Origin of the sequence: Paenibacillus camerounensis, assembly GCF_000723885.1 — a bacterium.
Classification (GTDB): domain Bacteria; phylum Bacillota; class Bacilli; order Paenibacillales; family Paenibacillaceae; genus Paenibacillus_AQ; species Paenibacillus_AQ camerounensis.
On sequence record NZ_CCDG010000084.1, the window covers coordinates 28,240 to 47,609 of the forward strand.

The following is a 19,370-nucleotide window of genomic DNA, read 5'->3' on the forward strand; positions in this document are numbered from 1 at the left end:
CATCCCCTTACCGGGGCCGTGCTTCGCACAATTTAAGGAGGAACTAACAGGATGTCAAACGTAAAAAAAATCGCAGTATTAACCAGTGGGGGAGACTCACAGGGGATGAACGCGGCTGTCCGCGCGGTTGTGCGCAGCGCAATCTTTTACGGAATTGAAGTGTACGGAATTCAGCGCGGCTACCAGGGCCTGCTGAACCGTGATATTTTCCCGATGGATCTGCGCAGTGTAGGCGACATTATCCAGCGCGGCGGTACGATTCTGCAATCGGCACGCTGTCTGGAGTTCATCAAACCGGAAGGCCAGCAGAAGGGTGCAGATATTCTTAATGAAATGGGAATTGACGGCCTGGTTGTGATCGGCGGTGACGGTTCTTATCAAGGCGCGAACAAGCTGAGCAAGCTTGGGATCAAGACGATGGCTTTGCCGGGAACCATTGACAACGATATCTCCTTTACGGATTACACCATTGGCTTTGATACAGCGGTAGGCGTTGTTGTGGATGCGATCAACAAGCTTCGCGACACTATGTCCTCCCATGAACGTTCTTCTATTGTCGAAGTTATGGGCCGCCACTGCGGTGATATTGCCCTTCATGCCGGCCTTGCTTCCGGCGCTGAGACCATTCTTGTACCGGAAATGCCTTATGACCTCAACGAGGTGGCCGACCGGATGAAGGATAACTTTACCAGAGGCAAACGCCACAGTATTGTAATTGTTGCTGAAGGCGTGGGCAAAGGTGAGGATGTAGCACAGGCGCTCAAAGACCGCCATGCTTCACTTGATGCACGTGTAACCGTTCTGGGCCACATTCAGCGCGGGGGTACTCCGACACCTGCTGACCGCAACCTGGCAAGCCGTCTTGGTGATTTCGCCGTTCGAAAGCTGATTGAAGGCGAATCTGCCAAAGCCTGCGGAATTATCAAAGGTGAATTGACAATTACGGATATTGATACTGTAGTTAACACCAAAAAAGGCTTTGATACGGAATTGTACGAGCTGGCTTCACGTCTGTCCCAATAATATAGAATGCATTACAGCCGTCTGGAAACAGGCGGTTTGTTTGCGTTTTGAGACTATATCCCGAAATACGAATAGACCCGTCTTCCCTTGAACTACAGGGTGAGACGGGTCTATGTGAAATATTAGGCTCCTGTGATTTCACTGTCTCTGCGGGCAGAGAAGCTCCGCTGGACCTTGACCAGGCGTCCCAGGAGCAGAATAGCTCCGATGGCGAGGCCGGCAATTAGGCCGATCCAATAGCCGTAAGCACCCATATCTGTGTAGGTTGCCAGCAGATAACCAGTAGGGAGGCCGATCACCCAATATGCGATGAAGCAGATGATAAAGGCCGGATTCACATCCTTATAGCCTCTAAGTACCCCTTGAGTCGGCGTAGCGATGGCATCAGAAATCTGGAAAAAGATTGCGTAAATCAGGAAATGCTGAATCAGCTCAATCACCTGAGAATCGTCCGAATACAGTCCCGCCACATGGTGGCCTGCAAACAGCAGGACCAGAGCAGTAAGCAGGGAGAGCGCAGCCGCAGAAGCGATACCCATAATACTGTACTGCCGGGCATCCTTCAGCCGGCCTGACCCGGTCTCGAAGCCGATGAGAATGGTCAGACTCATGCAGATGCTAAGCGGAATCATGTACAGTGTAGAAGCAAAGTTAATGGCTGCCTGATGGGCGGCTATCGTTACAGTATCGAAGCGGCTCATCAGCAGCGTTACGGCTGAAAACACGGCAGTCTCAAAAAAGATGGAAAAGCCGATCGGCACCCCGATCTTAAGCAGCTCCTTGAAGCTGCTTAAGGAGATACCGTAGAATTTGCGGAACAGCTGCAGACTTTTGAACGGTTCAAACCGGTATACGAAATGAAGGGCAATTGCAAAGATAATCCAGTAGGTGATAGCTGATGCAACTCCGGCTCCTACACCGCCCATGCGGGGGAATCCGAGGTTGCCGAAGATCAGCAGATAGTTCAGTCCGACATTGACCGGAAGGGCGATAAGCGTAATCAGCATGGATATCCGTGTCTGGCCGAGTGCATCAATCGTGCTGCGAAGCACAGTGTAGCCGAACAGCGGAATGATGCCGAATGAGATCGCACACAAGAAGCGGAAGGCGATATCCCTGACCTGCGGCTCGAGATTCATGAAATTCAGTACAGGCGAGAGTACGATACTGCCCACTGCCAGCACCAGAAGAGAGATCAGTAAGGAGAGCCAGAGTCCCTGGGTAACCTGATAAGCGACAACCTTATCTTTTCTGCTCCCGAGCAGATGGGAGACGATTGGAGTGATTCCCATCAGAATACCGCTGAGTCCAGTCTGGACGGGAATCCACAGACTTGTTCCGATTGCTACACCGGCAAGATCATTTGTGCTGAATTTACCTGACATATTTGTGTCGAAGAAGGTGATAGCTGATAATGCGATTTGTGTAATAAGAATGGGGAATAAGATATGTATAAACTGCCCTGCTTTTTTACTTAACGAATGCGTTTGTTTCATGAATAGCTGCCTCATTATCTGTTATTTGATATTTCCAGGAAAAGACCCGGCATTCGCCGGGTCTCAGGTATGCAAAGCTGTTGTATATCATTGTTTATAATGGCTGTAAGTTTATTATTGCTCGTAATCAACATCTGAAGTGTAACGGTTGTTGGCGTTCCAGAGCAGGAATTCGTCAACATTCTCATCTTTGAGAGCACGGATCTGATCTTCCACCTGCTGCTTGCCATACTTAACAAAGTGTCCGCTTCCCAGCCAGCTCGCGGTAAAGTCCTGAATCCACGGCCGGATAACCGGCTTATAGCTGCCAAGCGGATCAAGCTTCTTGTGGGTATCAACCATTGATCCTTTGATGGTAGCATAAGGGTCCTTGTCCGGATCTTTAACATCAAACCAGCCGGTGGAGTAATGGCTCGGATAAACCATCGGGCTGATAACATCTACATTTTTGGAAATCTTCACAAAGTCCTGGCCGATGCCTTCCGCCGCAGGTACAGATGCCGCATAACCGAAGATATCTACAGATACCCTTACCCCGAGCGGGGCAAGCTCAGCCTTGGCATATTTGACGAAGTCGGCAATAATCTCAACGCGCGGACGGTCACTCTTCGTATATTTCAGGGAGTCAGCACGTTTCTCGAAGCCCTCAGGGAAACGGACGTAGTCAAACTGGATTTCCTTAAAGCCGAGCTTGGCTGCTTCCTTGGCGATGTCCACGTTGTATTTCCATACATCTTCATTATAAGGATTGACGAAGCTGTCACCGCCTTTGTTCTTCCAGACACTTCCGTCTGAATTCACAAAGGACAGTTCCGGATGTTTCTTGGCCAGCACGGAATCCTTGAACACAACGATACGGGCAATAGGATAAACATCATGCTCTTTGAGCCGTGTCATCAGCTTGTTGATATCACCGATAAATTTCTGGGGGGTGCCCATTTCCTGCAGCTCAGCATTATCAGTCTTATATGTGATATAACCGGCATCATCCTTAATGTCGATAACCATTGAATTCAGCTCAGTCTTGTCGAGCAAAGCCAGCAGCTGTTCCATTCGTTCGCCGCCTGCACTATAAGCAGTGACATAAATGCCTTTAACCTTGGGTGCATCAGGCTGCGGATCGGTATGGAGTGCGCTGTCCGCAGCTCCGGGTGTAGTGCTTGGAGCAGGGGATGCTGACGGATTGCCGGCTGATGTATCCCCTCCCGAGGTTCCGGCCTGTCCGGCGGTGATTGGCGGGTTAGCAGCCGACTGCAGGGCTGCAGAGACATCTGCCTCATGCCCGCCGGTATGCTGGACGCCAACTCCTCCGAGAGCCATCATGAGTAATGCCCAGGTGATATTCATTGTTATTCTCTCCCTTTATGTACATTCCTTTAAAGTATAATGGAACGGCAGCTTCCAAAAAGAACAGACTTGTAACAATCCCCTGCAATTTTCGGAGCTCAGGATATTTACCGTTCCCTGTGTTTTTAAACGGGATGTACGGATTCTAAACCTCCATATTAAAAAAGTAAATGCCGCCCGGAGCGGCAAACAGCTGGCTCCGGGCGGCAAACATTGAAACTTGCCATCAAGCGGTATAGCTTATTGAAGATACGCAGGATTCTGGTGTTCGCAAATGCTGTAGTGGATGATATCCATGGCATCTGCCGGTTCGAGAATACTCAGACCATCGCGCAGAACGATTACGGAATTCAATTCGTCCTGCTTGAGAAACGGCATCATATCCGGATACCACCTCATGACGATTGCTGACAGTTTTACCGTTTCCATTTCCACAAAAATCACCCTTTCTTTTTCGAATGGTACTGAATTGACATTCAGGGTACACCCGTAAAGCGAAGTGCCTGGAAAAAAGAGGGTAAAGCACAATCTTCATGAAAGTGTTAGGCCTGCGTGAGTCTAATATATCACAATTTTAAAGTATGCGCATTTCTTTCAATTTGATCTTTTCCGGAAGGAGCCCATCACACCTACAGTCTCTACAATATTGACAAAAGCCTGGGGATCGCTTGTCTTGATGATCCGCCGGAGCTCCGCCAGCTCATATCGTGTTGTCACTGTCATTAGCATATCCCGTTCGACGTGAGAATAAGCGCCTTCGGTTTTTATTTTGGTGACGCCCCGCTGCAACGGAAGAAGATGGTCGAGGAGCTCTTCTGTACGATTGGTTACAATATATACAGTGACTTTGATGTGGCTGACATGAATCAGGTCCACAACCTTGCCGGTGACGTAAATGGATACCATAGAAGCCAGTGCCAGGTTCCAGTTGTTATCGAAATAGGCTGCGGCCAGGATAACCAATCCGTTCAGCCCGACGAGCACATTGCCGATTGGAAAGTCCCGGTAACGGGTAATAATGGAACCGAGGATATCAAAGCCGCCGGAAGATCCGCCCATACGGAAGGAGATGCCGGCGCCCACTCCAACAAGCACACCGCCGAATACGGAGGCCAGCAGCATGTCGGAAGTGACTGTAAATTCCGGAATCAGCGTCATCAGCCAGGTGGTGGAGCCAACGGAAAGGATGCTGAGAATAATAAACCTCCGTCCCAATTGAAACCAGCCGGCAGCGAGCAGCGGAATATTGAAGAGCAGATACAGCAGGCTGATATTGAACGGAGTGAAATAACCGACCAGCATAGCAAGCCCTGAAACCCCGCCGCTGAGCAGCCGGTGCGGGATCAGAAACAGATTGAAGCCGCATGCAATCATCGCTGAACCGAAGATGACGGCAAGGCAGCTTCCGATTTGTCTTAATTTTAACAAGTGTTTCACCTCTGACGTGTAATGTAAGTAATGAAAGTAAGGAATACACTGGTATTCCTAATTGGGTTTGTGATATAATGTATAGGATATTCTTGAGTAGAACGTTACAATGGTATTTTTGCATTGCTTCGGATGTGAAGCTACAATTGTTCAGGCCTTTAACCGGACCTGATCTTAGGACATTTTCGTCCCATACGCGTAAACCCATGCAGAATTTACCGCATGATTGGACAGCCTATAAAGGTGTTTACCGCTACTTAAGAATACAGATAAGCATGTGGAATGTCCACTGTATAGAAGGAGCATGAATAATTTGAAAACATTCGCAGAATTCGGCTTGGAGCCTAAGGTGCTTCAAGCAATCACAGAGCTAGGATTTGAGGAATCAACACCGATTCAGGAGCAGGCGATTCCAATCGCGCTGACTGGAGCGGACATGATCGGCCAGGCTCAGACAGGTACCGGTAAGACCGCTGCCTTCGGTATTCCTCTTATCTCCAAAATCTCCCGGGAAGATGAAAGAATTTCAGCGCTTGTTATGACGCCTACCCGTGAGCTGGCAATTCAGGTTGCTGAAGAAATCGGCAAGCTGTCCCGCTTCAAAGGTCTTCGTTCCCTGGCCATCTATGGCGGACAGGATATCGGACGCCAGATCCGCGGCTTGAAGAAGAAGCCACAGATTATTATTGGTACCCCAGGCCGTCTCCTGGATCACATCAACCGTAAGACCATCCGTCTGGATGACGTTCAGACCGTAGTGCTGGATGAAGCTGATGAAATGCTGGATATGGGCTTCATGGAAGATATCCAGTCTATCCTCAAGCTGGTTCCGGAAGAGCGCCAGACCATGCTGTTCTCAGCAACTATGCCTCCTAACATTCAACGTCTTGCCCAGCAGTTCCTGAAGAACCCTCAGCATGTATCGGTTATTCCTAAGCAGATCAGTGCGCCGCTGATTGACCAGGCATATATTGAAGTTCCTGAGCGCCAGAAGTTTGAGGCTTTGAGCCGTCTGATTGATATGGAATCCCCTGAACTGGCAATTGTCTTCGGCCGTACCAAGCGCCGTGTCGATGAGCTTGCTGAAGGATTGCAGAAACGCGGCTACTCCGCTGACGGACTGCACGGTGACCTGTCACAGAACCAGCGTGATGCTGTTATGCGTAAGTTCCGCGACGGCAGTATTGATGTCCTCGTAGCTACAGACGTAGCAGCCCGCGGCCTCGATGTATCCGGTGTAACCCATGTAATCAACTTTGACCTTCCGCAAGATCCGGAGAGCTATGTACACCGTATCGGCCGTACCGGACGTGCAGGTAAAGAGGGTACTGCATGGTCGTTCGTGACTCCGCGCGAAATGGATCACCTGCACCTGATCGAGCGTGTTACGCGTCACCGTATTACCCGTAAGCCGCTTCCTACTATGGCTGAGGCTATCGAAGGTAAACAACGCATTACAGCTGAACGCCTGCTCGCAATGGTTGAAGCCGGTGAACTGAACGAATACAAAGGAATTGCAATCCAGCTGCTGGAGCAATACGATTCCGTACAGCTGTTGTCTGCAGCAATGAAGCTGCTGACTGGTGATTCCAAGGATGCACAGGTTGAACTGACACCTGAAGATCCGATCCGTGCTAAACGCCGCGGCGGCAAGAATGATATCCGCAGCGGACGTAAGCCAAACGGCGGCTATGGCGGCAACCGTTCCGGCGGCAGCGGTGGCGGCTATCGCGGAAACCGTGAAGGCGGCAACCGTGAAGGCGGAAGCTACGGCGGCGGCTACAAAGGTAACCGCGATAACGCAGGCGGCACCACTCGCGGCGGCTACAGCAGCGGCTATGGCGGTAACAGCAGCAGCGGCGGCTACAAAGGTAACCGTGACGATGCGGGCCGCAGCTCCGACCGTAAGCCTTACACTCCACGCCCAAGCAGCAGCACAAGCACACGTCCTGCAAAGCGTGAAGATTACGATAATAACTAAACAGCCGGGTTTAACGGCATGATGAAGGCGGGAACCGGATATGCGGTTCCCGCCTTCTTTTTGTACGGTAATGTCTAAACTGGCCTGATTAATCTGAATGTCCCGGTTTCTTGTAAATGGGCGCTGGAAAAGTCCGGGTCAAATAGGTTATAGTTAAGGTACGCAGTATGCGCGAGACAGACAGGAGGAAGGGAATTGGAGTTTAAAGGAGCTATGGGCGGTTTATACCGCATCACGGAATGGATTTCACGCATTGCCTTCAGCAACATATTATGGGGCATTTGTTCAATTCCGTTTTTATTTATGGTCGTTATGAAGATGATTATGTATGGATCAGGTCAAGGGGGGCCCAACGAGCAGTTAACGTTGAACTGGGTGATTGGTATTCTTGCGCCATTTACTGTGTTTCCGGCTACGTCAGCACTGTTCAATGTAGTTCGTAAATGGGTGATGGGCAACACCGACGTCAGTACATTCCGCACTTTTTTCCAAGGGTATAAAGAGAATTATCTCAAAAGCATGCTTGGGGGACTCATCTATACCGTGCTGTTTGTTGTAATGTATGTTGATGTGACCGTATACATGACGCAAATGGCTAACTTCAGAATTGTCGGCATTCTGATGCTGGTGTTGATGATTATTTTATTTGTATCGATGTTTAACTTCTTCTCGATTGTGGTTCATTACCAGATGTCCTTCAAGGAGGTCATTAAGAACTCTGTCCTGTTGACCATAGCCCGGCCAATCCGTGTATTCTCTACGCTGATCGGTTCTGCGGTGCTTGCCTATATAGGTCTGAAGTATCCTGTGTTGTATGTAATCTGTATTCCTACGCTGGTTGCTATGCTTGCCTTCTTCAATTTCTTTGCTACTTACAACAAGCTGCAGCTGCAGGTGGAGAAGAAGAAGCAGGAAGAGCTGGAAGCCCAGGAGGCGGCGGAGAAAGAAGCAGCAGAGCGCCTTGAGGCAGATTATGATGACGACGACGATGATGACGATGACGATTATGATGATAAGGATACCTCCAAGTCACAGAAACGGATTTAACATCAGCGTTACAAACCCGGCAATAAGGGACGAGAATTTTATTCCAGTGTAAATTAAAGCGCATACAGGTTTACTTTTTCGTCAAAACGCAATATAATAGTTATAAATCCTGCGATGTACGTTACGGTTGCTCGTTGTTTTGAACCAATGATAATGTCTTGGGAGACTTATTACGGAGCGCGGCTGAACAGCCCTGTCTATATGACCTGGGGAATTCAAAAACGTCTTCTGCGGTCACCCACCTGCTCTAGCAGGTTCAGAAGACACTGTAGCCGGACGGCATAGGCGGGTTTTCTACTGATTTTGACAAGGTGCCCTGTATCCCGCTTACCCGCGGGGGAACGGGGCGCCTTTTTTGTTGCTGAGCCTTCTTGGAAACGGTGTCTGCGGGTGCCTTTCTTACATAGAAGAACACAGGAAAGTGAGCATTGCTCTTTTGTTCCTGGATTAAGAATGTTACACTGATAATAATGAACTTGGGATTAAAAGAGGGGGAAATATTTTGTCGCTCAAAAGAACATTGGTCGGTATATTCCGCAGTCATGACGGAACAAGCGACCGTGCAAAGGATCCGGCATTAAAGACACGCTATTACACTCTTTCGAAAGACAAGGCATGGGATGAAGTGTCCTCGACACTGAAGAAGGTACCCGGTTACAGAGTGCTGCATGAGGTTCAATCTGTAGGGGAAATTACCCTGGAGAAAAGAACGGGGTTCGGCCGTACGCTCGATATCACTGTATCCGTGCTGAACACCTCTCCCGTACGCTGCGGTATTGATATATATTCCGCATCCCGAGGATCGCTTGGCGACCTGGGTGCCAACTATCGTGTCATTCAGCGTCTGTATGATTCGCTGGACAAGAAGCTGGGCAAGTACAAGACGGATTAATAAACCGCGGGACCTGGTTGTCCGGTGTTTGTATGCGGTTCCGGTAACTGATAATATAGGATGCCATTACAAAAAAAGCGGCGGAAGGAAAGCCTTCTGCCGCTTTTTTAACATATCGTAACCTTGGTATACAGGGTTCGCGGGACTACAGCAATTCTTTGACTGCGGCAATCGCTGCATCGTAATTCGGATGCTCGGACATTTCGCCAAGGTATTCGGTGTAGGTTAATTTGTTATTTTTGTCGATAACGAAGATGGAGCGCATGTCCAGACGGAATTCCTTGATCAGTACGCCGTAAGCTTGTCCGAAGGCTGCCTCCTTGTGATCTGAAAGGGTAATGACCCGGTCAATACCGGCGGCACCGCACCAGCGGGCCTGTGCAAACGGCAGATCTGTGCTGATTGTGAGGATAACCACATCGTCCCCGAGCTCTGCGGCTTCGCTGTTGAAACGGCGGGTCTGGGCGTCGCATACGCCTGTGTCCAGGGAAGGCACGACACTGATCAGCTTGATTTTGCCGGCATAATCACTAAGTGATGCATTCTCCAGCAGGTTCTTGCTTACCGTGAAGTCTGGAGCGCTGTCCCCGGCTTTGAGTTCGGGTCCAACGAGAGTAATCGGATTGCCCTTAAATGTGGCTACACCTGTTCTTTCTTGCGTCATGTCCTTGTTTCCTCCTCAGATTGCTATATTGGATTGTTACTGCCAGAATAAATTATAATCGTTTTATAAGGTTGATGTCCAACCGGACAACATACATAAAGGATGGGTGCTATGATCTTCATACGTTACGAAAACTGGAAAAGCTATCTGCGGTACTATCCCGTAACCGTGATTCTCCTGCTGGCCAATCTCCTGATGTTTATCGTGGTTTCGCTTAACGGCGGCTCCACCAATCTGGATACACTGGTGAAATTCGGCGCAGTGGTAGATAACGGGCCGGAAAAAGAAGAGCTGTGGCGTTATTTCGCTGCTATGTTTTTGCATAACGGATTCTCTCATTTATTCTTCAACAGCTTTTCGCTGCTTGTGTTTGCTCCGCCGCTGGAGCGGCTGCTGGGCTGGTGGCGTTATATGATTCTGTACGTTATCGGCGGATTTTTGGCTAATGTGCTGTCGGTTGCGCTCGGTACAACACCTGAAGCCTATACGGCCACGGTATCTGTTGGCGCTTCAGGCGCGATCTATGCCATCTATGGCGCCTTCCTCTACATTGCCGTCCTGCAGCGCGGGATGATGGATGAGGGCTCGCGTAAGACGCTGTACGGGCTGCTTGTCATGGGGATTGTGATGTCCTTTGTAACGCCTTATGTTAATTGGCTTGCCCATTTGGGCGGACTGGTTGCCGGATTTTTCCTGTACGGGCTTATAATCCGGCTTTTAAAAAGAAGCAGGCGATAGGAGAGGTTGGACAGTGGAACTTAGACAGCTGCAGTATTTTTTGAAGGTTGCGCAAAAAGAGCATGTCACCAAGGCTGCGGAAGAGCTGCATGTGGCCCAGTCGGCGGTAAGCCGCCAGATTCACCAGCTGGAGCAGGAGCTTGGAGTAGATTTGTTTATGCAAAAAGGCCGCAATCTGCAGCTTACTCCTGTTGGCCAGCTGTTCTGCAAGAGGGTAGAAACGCTCCTGAAGGATCTGGAACGTTCAGTAGCAGAGGTGCATGAATTTCTGGACCCGGAGCTGGGTGAAATCCGTATAGGGTTTCCCCACAGTCTGGGGACACACCTGATTCCTTCCATTGTGGCGGAATTCCGGCGGATGTATCCTAATGTCAGATTCCGCTTCAAACAGGGGACATATGCATCCCTGATCAAGGATGTGGTATCTGGGGAAGTGGACCTTGCCTTTATCTCCCCGTTTCCGGAGAATGACGGCCAGGTTGCCGGAGATATTGTGATGACCGAGGAGCTGTTCGCGATATTGCCGCAGCATCATCCGCTCGCGGGTGAAGAGGTGCTCCGGCTGGAGCAGCTGGCGGGCGAGAAGTTTGTCCTGTTCAGCCAGGGCTACTCGCTCAGGCCGATTGTGTGGCAGGCGTGTATTGAGGCCGGCTTTAAGCCTCAGATTGCCTTTGAAGGGGGGGAGACGGATACTATCCGGGGCCTTGTGGCCGCAGGTATGGGGGTCAGCCTCCTTCCGGAAACGGCGCTGTACCAGACCAATCCGATGCAGCCTGCCCAGGTCAGGGTGGTTGAACCGGCTGTTACGCGGACGGTGGGCATTATTCACCGCAGTGACGGCAAGCTGCCGCTGGTAGCCAGATCCTTCCGCACGTTCCTGCTGACCTATTTCAAGGATTACAACAAAACCCCGGAAGGCTGTTAGCCTCCCGGGGTTTTATTGTTGTAACATATGCAATTGCCAGCCGGTTAATCCCGGTTGCCGAGGAACATGGTAATCAGGCGCAGAAGCTCGAGCAGCGATACCAGGGCGGCGGCCACATAAGTCAGGGCGGCGGCATTCAGTACCTTAGCTACACCGCGTTCTTCCTCATTGCGGATAAAGCCCTGCTCAACCATTACCTGACGGGCACGGTTGCTGGCGTTAAATTCTACAGGCAATGTAACAAGCTGGAAGGCTACAGCTGCCGAGAAGAAGATGATGCCAAGCCCGATAAGATTAGTTGCGCTGAAAATGAAGCCTGCCAGCAGCATGAACGGGGCCACACCTGAAGCGAAGTTAACGACCGGGAACATCCGGTGGCGGAGCGTCAGCATAGGGTAATGCACTTTATGCTGGATAGCATGGCCGACCTCGTGACAGGCGACAGAGACGGCTGATATTGAGCTCTCATAATATACCGGCTCTGACAACCGGACTACACGGTTGATCGGATCGTAATGGTCAGACAGTGTTCCGCGGACCGGCTCGATCGGAACATCATGCAGCCCGTTCGCATCCAGCATCCGACGCGCGGCTTCGTAACCGGTCAAACCATTAACGTTCGCCACTTTTGCCCATTTATTAAAGGTGCCTTTAACTCTGAACTGGGCCCACAATGAAAACAGAAAGGCAACAATAACTAAGAAAAACATATCTCATTCCTCCATCATGATGTGTGTAAGAAATTACATTGGCGGATTCTGCGTCAGCAGAAGCTTGATCGCCTCCATGCAGGCAACGCCTTGCGGAATCAGGGCGGCAAGCGCGCGTCTGGCCTGTACAGGCTTAAGGCCGCTAATCATAGGCTCAAGTGCCTTAACCTCGCGTTCGAGACGCTGCATTTGAAGCTCAAGCTCCACGAGTTTATCCGAGACATCGGCCTCTGGAGCGGCTGCGTTCCATTTATCCATCATGGATTTGATTTCTTCCAATGAAAATTTCTCTTGCTTTAGCTGGTTAATACGTTCTAAAGCGGTCAAGGTTTCATGGCTGTACAGCCTGTAGTTCTTCATGCTTCTTGATTCAGGGGCGATCAGACCGAGCTTCGTGTAATAATCGATGGTCCGTTCGCTTAAACTGGCAGCCTTGGCAAGCTCTCCAATCCGATAAAGGGTCATATCCCCATCTCAGTTCACCTCGCTGTTTAAACCTCCTGCTGTGTAATGCGGAAGATTTGAATAAGAATATCTATATTAAAATGATACCAAAAGTCGAACCGTACAGTCAAACGTCATGCTTACTTTAAGTATATGCTGTATTGGAATAAAGAATACCGTATAGATAAAGTGTGAATATGACATAATGATGTTATGTATATTGGAGGAGTGACTAAGCCGGGATGCTTACTTCAATTTATTAGTAGCATGTTTAGTCTGGCTTGCTAATAAAAATACATTAAAAGAATGCGTGCGCGGTGTATGCGTTTACAAGATTAATGGCTCATAAAGTGCCAAACAGCAAAGAATAAGCTGCTACACTGCATTAACGCTGTCCAACTGTGTAGAAAACATGTCCTCACAAAATAAAAGGATAAACAAACAAAAAAATAGTCTTGTCAATTTACCTGACTTCTGATTATAATGACATTAAGAGTTTCACGCTTTGTTAGAAAATATAACATTGGGGAGTGGGGTTAAGATGAAAAAAAAGTTATTGATGATGTTTCTGGCCATGATCACCTTGATGATCTATCCGGTCAGCGCCTTTGCTGCTGAGGGTCCTGCAGCACCGGACCTGCAAATTGGACTGGATACGGCGTTTACTTTCCTGGCATTCATCTTAGTATTCTTTATGCAATCGGGTTTTGCACTGCTGGAAGCCGGTTCGGTCCGGATGAAGAATGCCGGCCACGTAGCCGGTAAGACTGTACTGACGCTGGCTATCGCCAGCTTGTGCTTCTGGGCTGTCGGCTTTGCCTTTGGCTTCGGTAACGGTAACGGCTTAATCGGACTTGATGGTTTCTTCTATGGTGGAGATTCGATGTCCGCAGCTTTTGAGTCACTGGCCTTCTCCGATGTAACGCTTAACACGAAATTCCTGTTCCAGATGGCTTTCGCAGCAGTATCCCTGGCTATCGTATCCGGCGGTATGGCTGAGCGTGCCAAGCTGAGTGTGTACATTATCTTCGGCATTCTGTTCTCCGTCATTATCTATCCGGTTGTGGCTCACTGGGTGTGGGGCGGCGGCTGGTTGGCTAACCTCGAAATGCAGGACTATGCAGGTTCTACAGTAGTCCATCTTACTGGTGCTACTGCAGCAGTAGTTGCAACAATATTGCTTAAGCCTCGTCTTGGCAAGTTTAACAAAGAAGGCAAACCGGTTATTATCCCGGGTCACAACCAAGTATTCACCGTACTCGGTGTAATCATTCTCTGGTTCGGCTGGTTCGGCTTCAACCCTGGTAGTGCATTGACCCCTATGGGCGGTTTCTTCGGACACGTAGCACTGACTACTAACATTGCAGCTGCTGCCGGCGGTCTGGCTGCACTGGTTGCTTCCTGGCTGTACTTCGGTAAATCTGACATTCCAGCAATGCTGAACGGCGTTCTGGCTGCACTTGTTGCAATCACAGGAGCCTGCGCATTCGTAGAACCTTGGGCAGCGATTGTTATCGGTCTTGTTGCAGGTGCTTTCACCTTTATGACTTCGCAGTGGCTGGAACGCGCTGGTCTTGATGATCCAATCTATGCTTTCTCTGTACACGGTATTGCAGGTATGTGGGGCGCGTTGTCCACAGGACTCTTCGCAGCACCTGATCTGATTGAACAAGGAGGACTTGTTGGTAAAGCAGGCTTGTTCTACGGCGGCGGCTTACACCAGTTGGGTGTTCAGGCGCTGGGTGTTGTCGGAACCTTCGCATTCGTAGCTGTACTATCCTTCGTAATCCTCTATGTTATGAAGATGGTGATGGGTATCCGCGTAACAGAAGAAGAAGAATTGATGGGTCTGGATATCAGCGAGCACGGTACTTACGGTTACCCTGAGCAGATGAAGCTGATCACAGATTCAGAATCCAAAACCCAAAAGTAAATTACATTTATAATAAACACTGACGGGGGGCGGACCGGGTGGCCGGGATGGAACGGACAGAGTGGAATAAAGATGAGAGATTACTATCCATCACAACGGCCGGTTCGCCGCAGGAGCTTAGAGGCAGGCGTGCCGCCTGCCAGCAGGCCCTTCTGAAGCAGTTAAATGTGATTCCGATTGAGGAATGGGTGTCCCGTGTCAATGCAATGCATGATATGGTTGCAGCGGCGGCAGTTAACATTTGTGAGGCGCAGATGAAGGAGGCGGGCTACGGCCCGCCTCCTTGCGCCTATTCCTTTATTGTTTTCGGCAGCGCGGGCAGAGAGGAATCCACCCTTTGGAGTGATCAGGATAACGGACTGATTGTGGAGGGAGAACCGGATGACCTGAAGCGGACTTATTTTACTGCATTTGGCGAGCTGCTCTCAGATGTACTTGAAGCAGCGGGCTATGAGAAATGCGATGGCAGGGTGATGTGTTCTGAGCCGCTCTGGCGGAAGACCCTACCGGAATGGAAAGAACAGCTGAGCAGTTGGATGAGCCAGATGGAGTGGGAGCCTGTCCGCTATCTCATTATCGCTTCTGATATGAGGCATGTGGCAGGAAGTGCTGCGTTGTCGGCTGAATGGAGGGAAGCCTTTCAAGCCGGCTTTGCGGACAATGAGAAATTGACCACGGCGGTTCTGCGCAATACAGTCCGCCACAAAGCAACGCTGAATCTGCTTGGGCAGGTACTCACAGAACGGTTCGGCGATTATGCCGGAGGCTTTGATATTAAATACGGAGTTTACATTCCGCTAGTTAATATAGTCAGGCATTTAGCCTTGCTGCACGCGGTGCAGGACAGCTCTACTCTTAAGCGGATCGAAAGGCTGAGCGACCTTGATAAATATGAGCATCTCGAAGAGATAAGGGAGGCTTTCCTGACTGCATTACGGATGCGGGTGAATACACCGTACACCGAACAGGACGGTCTTCTGTCGAGCAGTGATTATATTTCGGAGAATGATTTGAAGAATAAACAGCTTATGTCTGAGCTGCGTGAAAGCCTGCTGCTCGTCAGAAGGCTGCACAGGGCTTTGCAGCGCCAGCTCCGGTCAGCGGAAAGGAGGCAGTCATGAAGGAGCCTAACAAGGGCGGCGGATTCTGGAACAATTTGCGGCAGGGCGGTATGCCATCCGCAATTGCATCAATCAGGGGCGGTGAATCCGCCCAGCAGACTGCGCAGCAGATGGCTTTTATCAGGTCTCTGATGCGCGAGAAGCGGCGGCCTGAAGTGCTTCATACTCCGCTTTCCGAGCTGGAGACTGTGATTTTCGACCTCGAAACAACCGGATTTTCCCACCAGCACGGTGATGAGATCCTGTCATTTGGAGCAATCAAGGTAGTCGGTGAAGAGATTAAAGAGGATGAGTGCTTCTATACTCTGGTGAAATGCCAGTCGGCAATCCCTGAGAATATTACCAGGCTGACGGGAATCACTGAGGAGATGTCGGCATCTGCGCCTTCGTTAATTGACGGGCTTCATAATTTCATGACGTTTGTCGGGCAGCGTGTGCTGGTGGCGCATGGAAGCGCACATGACAAATCCTTTCTGAATGCGGCGTTATGGAAAACCTCCAAGGTGCAGCTTACGCACCGGGTGCTGGACACAATGATGCTGGCCCGCTGGCTGGAGCCGCACCGCAGTAACTACACACTGGATGAATTGCTGGCAGTACATGAAATTCCCATACAGGGACGCCATCATGCACTTGAGGATGCGAAGATGACCGCCCGTCTATGGGTCGACTATCTCCGCGAGATTGCAAGTAAACGCCAGGTGGATACACTGGGCGATCTGTATGCCTACTTGAGCAGAGCCTGAAGCCCGGTATGCAGCAATTGCGGACCGTCAGCCCCGGATTCACGACTGATTATAAAACCGTTGAGAGCGGGAGGTTGGAGGCCGCCTTGTCCGGGAGAACCGATTAGATATACGCGGAATTCCGGCCCCAGAGCAATCAGCCCTTGTATATCTGCAGGAGAAGGCCAAGGCGGCGATGTTGGATGGGAATGAAATAAGCCTATGGGCGCAGGGCTGCTAAACATCGCTCTGACCCATTCAGAGGGATCGGGCACGAAGGCATGCAGCGGGTCAGGCGCAACGTTGCTCAACGGCACATAGCTGCTGATGAGTATGCCTCCCGCTGCGGCAGTACCCAGCAGTAATCCGCATGCTTCATGCGGAAGACAGGTCAGCAAGTGCTTCCCCAGCATGAGCTGTACGGAAGAATCCAGCCTGATCGGCGGAGGTGTTCCCTGGTGTGTTGTCATGTATTGACCCCTCTCTCTTCATAGGATTCTGTCTTCGGACGGAGTCCTCTTTTTTATGTTAGAGTGGTTTGAATATCGTTATGTTAGGGGTACAATAGGAGCAAACCATCCTATTAGTAAAGGAACAGACATCTGATGAGAGCTGTTAAAAGACTGAATGTTGCGGTTCTGGCTTTGGTAGTTCTATTTGTGGCAGCAGTCTTGGGGAGCCGGCTTGATGATGAACAGAAGGCTGTTCCGGCAGCCGGACAGACCTCTTCGGTTGGCCCAGGCCGGGCAGCACCAGCCTTTTCGCTGGAGGGTAAAGACGGCCATGTCTATTCGGTAGGCGGCCCCAGAGAGAAGGCGCTGATTGTAAACTTCTGGGCTTCCTGGTGCGGACCCTGCCAGGAGGAGGCGCCGGACCTGAATGCAATGGCGCTGAAATACAAAAATGTGCTGGATATATACGGTGTGAATGTAACCAGCCAGGATTATAAACCTAACGCAGAACGGTTTGTCAGGAAACATATGCTTGCTTTTCCCGTTATGTATGATCTAAAAGGGGATGTATTCGATCAGTATCAAGGCCAGGTCTTTCCGACTAATGTGCTGATTGACAAGAACGGTGTAATCACAGAGGTTGTACTCGGCACGCTGACTGCTGAGGAGCTGGAGAATAAGATTATAGCCTTGACCGGATCCTGAGCCTTCAGAAGCCGGAATGAAGCCCCTCTGTTAACCGGGAATTCCCGCTGCGGAGGGGCTTCATATGCGGTGGTATTCCATTCAAGCCTGTCATTAATGATTGACGAGACCTTTTGGTTCACTGCTGTTTCTGGTTTCGTTCTCCAGTGAAATCTGCCCGAGGAGGGCATAGCGCATACTGTCAACCAGCGCTTCCCAGCTGGCTTCAATCACATTACTGGATACGCCGACGGTACTCCAGGTATTATGGTAGTCCTTCGATTCAATCAATACCCGTACCTTCGCGGCAGTCTGATCCTGCTCATCAAGCACACGTACCTTATAGTCAGAAAGATGCATCTCATCAAGCCGCGGAAAATAAGTCTTCAGCGCTTTGCGCAGGGCGTTGTCCAGCGCGTTAACAGGCCCGTTGCCCTCAGCAGCGGTGTACAGGCTTTCTCCGCCTACACGAAGCTTGACGAAGGCCTCGGAGACTACAGGCTGGCCGGCGTTCTTTTCGACAAGCATTTTGAATGATTCAAATTTAAACAGCTCATTAAGCTCTCCGGTTGCCTCACGCAACAGCAGCTCAAGGGAAGCATCAGCGCCTTCGAACTGGTAACCCTGATGTTCGAGATTCTTGATCTTGTCGATCACCTTGCGAGCCTGCTCGCTGGTCGGATCAAGACTAAGCCCCATATCCTGGGCCTTGGACAGCACATTGCTCTGACCGGCTAGCTCTGAGACGAGTACACGCTGCTTGTTGCCGACCAGCTCCGGTGCAATATGCTCATAGGTACGGGAATCACGCAGGATGGCCGAGACATGGATGCCGCCTTTGTGGGCAAATGCGGCAGTTCCGACATAAGGCTGATTTACCGGCATATTCACATTGGCCACTTCACTGACATAACGGGCAGTGTTGGTCAGCTGCGGCAGGGAATCACCGGGAATACAGTGATAGCCCATCTTAAGCTGGAGAGTAGGGATGATTGAGCACAGGTTAGCGTTACCGCACCGTTCACCGTACCCGTTAATGGTGCCCTGTACCTGCCGGACTCCCGCATTAATTGCGCTTAGTGCATTCGCAACAGCGAGCTCACAGTCATTATGGGTGTGAATACCCAGAGCAGCGCCGGGTAGATGTCCGGAGACCGCAGTAACGATATCATACACTTCATTCGGCAGCGTTCCGCCGTTCGTATCACACATAACAAGCCAATCTGCCCCGGCTTCACGGGCCTTAGCCAGCACGGCTGCGGCATATTCCGGATTGTTTTTGTAGCCGTCAAAGAAATGCTCGGCATCAAAGATAACCTCAAGACCCTTGTGCTTGAGATAGGAGATGGAGTCGCCGATCATGGCCAGGTTCTCTTCCAGCGTAGTCTGGAGTGCGGTATGCACATGAAAGTCCCAGGACTTGCCGACCAGAGTTGCTGCAGGCACACCGGCATCGACCATTCTCTGCAGGTTATCATCATGCTCTGCGATGGAATTTTTGCGGCGGGTGCTGCCAAAAGCAGTGATTTTGGCGTTCAGATACAAATCCTTGACTCTTTTGAAAAACTCAATGTCTTTATTGTTGCTCCCCGGGATGCCACCTTCAATGTAATGTACACCGAGATCATCGAGCTTCTTGGCAATCTTCAGCTTGTCATCCGCCGACAGGCTGATGCCCTCGCCCTGGGTGCCGTCGCGAAGTGTCGTATCGAAGATGGAAATGGATCTAGACATTAAGTCTCCTCCTAAAAGTTTTGTGA

General features: G+C 50.3%; 19 protein-coding genes and 1 other RNA gene. 11 read left to right on the forward strand and 9 right to left on the reverse strand.

Features of this window, described 5'->3' with window-relative positions; translation table 11 throughout:
- Positions 1-51 precede the first annotated feature (51 nt).
- Positions 52-1,023, forward strand: a complete 972-nt coding sequence (gene pfkA / locus BN3772_RS26700; protein ID WP_042175297.1) for a 6-phosphofructokinase — start codon at positions 52-54, stop codon at positions 1,021-1,023.
- Positions 1,024-1,145: 122 nt separating this feature from the next.
- Here the strand turns inward: pfkA and BN3772_RS26705 are convergent, their stop codons facing one another.
- The 4 genes from BN3772_RS26705 to BN3772_RS26720 form a co-directional block, all read right to left on the reverse strand.
- Positions 1,146-2,519 carry an MATE family efflux transporter gene (locus BN3772_RS26705; protein ID WP_042203385.1) on the reverse strand — a complete coding sequence of 458 codons (1,374 nt, stop codon included), beginning with the start codon at positions 2,517-2,519 and terminating at the stop codon, positions 1,146-1,148.
- 114 nt (positions 2,520-2,633) lie between these two features.
- Positions 2,634-3,866, reverse strand: a complete 1,233-nt coding sequence (locus tag BN3772_RS26710; RefSeq protein ID WP_042203386.1) for a putative glycoside hydrolase — start codon at positions 3,864-3,866, stop codon at positions 2,634-2,636.
- Positions 3,867-4,106: 240 nt separating this feature from the next.
- Positions 4,107-4,295, reverse strand: coding sequence for a hypothetical protein (locus BN3772_RS31410; RefSeq protein ID WP_039878584.1), 189 nt, complete (start codon positions 4,293-4,295; stop codon positions 4,107-4,109).
- 165 nt (positions 4,296-4,460) lie between these two features.
- On the reverse strand, positions 4,461-5,294 hold the full coding sequence (locus tag BN3772_RS26720; RefSeq protein ID WP_086074777.1) for a YitT family protein: 834 nt from the start codon (positions 5,292-5,294) through the stop codon (positions 4,461-4,463).
- A 313-nt stretch (positions 5,295-5,607) separates the two neighbouring features.
- Here BN3772_RS26720 and cshA point away from each other — a divergent pair, with 313 nt between their 5' ends.
- From cshA to BN3772_RS26740, 4 genes are all read left to right on the forward strand, one after another.
- A complete protein-coding gene (gene cshA, locus BN3772_RS26725; RefSeq protein WP_042203387.1) occupies positions 5,608-7,275 on the forward strand; it encodes a degradosome RNA helicase CshA in 1,668 nt (555 codons plus the stop codon).
- 195 nt (positions 7,276-7,470) lie between these two features.
- Positions 7,471-8,322 carry a YesL family protein gene (locus tag BN3772_RS26730; RefSeq protein ID WP_042203388.1) on the forward strand — a complete coding sequence of 284 codons (852 nt, stop codon included), beginning with the start codon at positions 7,471-7,473 and terminating at the stop codon, positions 8,320-8,322.
- Positions 8,323-8,425: 103 nt separating this feature from the next.
- Positions 8,426-8,618, forward strand: a non-coding RNA gene (gene ssrS, locus BN3772_RS26735) — 6S RNA.
- Between the two features lie 206 nt (positions 8,619-8,824).
- A complete protein-coding gene (locus tag BN3772_RS26740; protein WP_039872022.1) occupies positions 8,825-9,214 on the forward strand; it encodes a DUF1499 domain-containing protein in 390 nt (129 codons plus the stop codon).
- A 145-nt stretch (positions 9,215-9,359) separates the two neighbouring features.
- On the opposite strand, the gene tpx is transcribed toward BN3772_RS26740, so the two are convergent.
- Positions 9,360-9,878, reverse strand: coding sequence for a thiol peroxidase (gene tpx / locus BN3772_RS26745; protein WP_042203389.1), 519 nt, complete (start codon positions 9,876-9,878; stop codon positions 9,360-9,362).
- A 111-nt stretch (positions 9,879-9,989) separates the two neighbouring features.
- Here tpx and BN3772_RS26750 point away from each other — a divergent pair, with 111 nt between their 5' ends.
- Positions 9,990-10,616: a rhomboid family intramembrane serine protease gene (locus BN3772_RS26750; protein WP_042203390.1), complete on the forward strand. Its 627-nt coding sequence runs from the start codon at positions 9,990-9,992 to the stop codon at positions 10,614-10,616.
- A gap of 13 nt (positions 10,617-10,629) precedes the next feature.
- Entirely contained in the window at positions 10,630-11,541 is a 912-nt protein-coding gene (gene gltC / locus BN3772_RS26755) for a glutamate biosynthesis transcriptional regulator GltC (protein ID WP_042175312.1), read from the forward strand.
- A 44-nt stretch (positions 11,542-11,585) separates the two neighbouring features.
- On the opposite strand, the gene BN3772_RS26760 is transcribed toward gltC, so the two are convergent.
- Together BN3772_RS26760 and BN3772_RS26765 are read right to left on the reverse strand one after the other, a co-directional pair.
- Entirely contained in the window at positions 11,586-12,251 is a 666-nt protein-coding gene (locus BN3772_RS26760) for a zinc metallopeptidase (RefSeq protein ID WP_042203391.1), read from the reverse strand.
- A 33-nt stretch (positions 12,252-12,284) separates the two neighbouring features.
- Positions 12,285-12,716, reverse strand: coding sequence for a MerR family transcriptional regulator (locus BN3772_RS26765; RefSeq protein WP_042203392.1), 432 nt, complete (start codon positions 12,714-12,716; stop codon positions 12,285-12,287).
- Positions 12,717-13,236: 520 nt separating this feature from the next.
- On the opposite strand from BN3772_RS26765, the gene BN3772_RS26770 reads away from it, so the two are divergent.
- From BN3772_RS26770 to BN3772_RS26780, 3 genes are read left to right on the forward strand one after another with little or no spacing between them, the layout of a single operon-like run.
- On the forward strand, positions 13,237-14,628 hold the full coding sequence (locus BN3772_RS26770; RefSeq protein ID WP_042203393.1) for an ammonium transporter: 1,392 nt from the start codon (positions 13,237-13,239) through the stop codon (positions 14,626-14,628).
- A 47-nt stretch (positions 14,629-14,675) separates the two neighbouring features.
- Positions 14,676-15,749 (forward strand): DUF294 nucleotidyltransferase-like domain-containing protein, encoded by a 1,074-nt coding sequence (locus BN3772_RS26775; protein WP_042203416.1) that lies wholly within the window; start codon positions 14,676-14,678, stop codon positions 15,747-15,749.
- Positions 15,746-16,495: an exonuclease domain-containing protein gene (locus tag BN3772_RS26780; protein WP_042203394.1), complete on the forward strand. Its 750-nt coding sequence runs from the start codon at positions 15,746-15,748 to the stop codon at positions 16,493-16,495. The genes BN3772_RS26775 and BN3772_RS26780 overlap by 4 nt, the downstream gene beginning before the upstream one ends.
- On the opposite strand, the gene BN3772_RS26785 is transcribed toward BN3772_RS26780, so the two are convergent.
- Complete coding sequence (locus tag BN3772_RS26785) at positions 16,477-16,944, reverse strand: M67 family metallopeptidase (protein WP_052380713.1); 468 nt, start codon at positions 16,942-16,944, stop codon at positions 16,477-16,479. The genes BN3772_RS26780 and BN3772_RS26785 overlap by 19 nt on opposite strands.
- 135 nt (positions 16,945-17,079) lie before the next feature.
- Between BN3772_RS26785 and BN3772_RS26790 the strand changes: the two genes are divergently transcribed.
- A complete protein-coding gene (locus tag BN3772_RS26790; protein ID WP_042203396.1) occupies positions 17,080-17,631 on the forward strand; it encodes a TlpA family protein disulfide reductase in 552 nt (183 codons plus the stop codon).
- A 93-nt stretch (positions 17,632-17,724) separates the two neighbouring features.
- Here the strand turns inward: BN3772_RS26790 and cimA are convergent, their stop codons facing one another.
- Positions 17,725-19,344, reverse strand: a complete 1,620-nt coding sequence (cimA, locus tag BN3772_RS26795; protein WP_042203397.1) for a citramalate synthase — start codon at positions 19,342-19,344, stop codon at positions 17,725-17,727.
- Positions 19,345-19,370 lie beyond the last annotated feature (26 nt).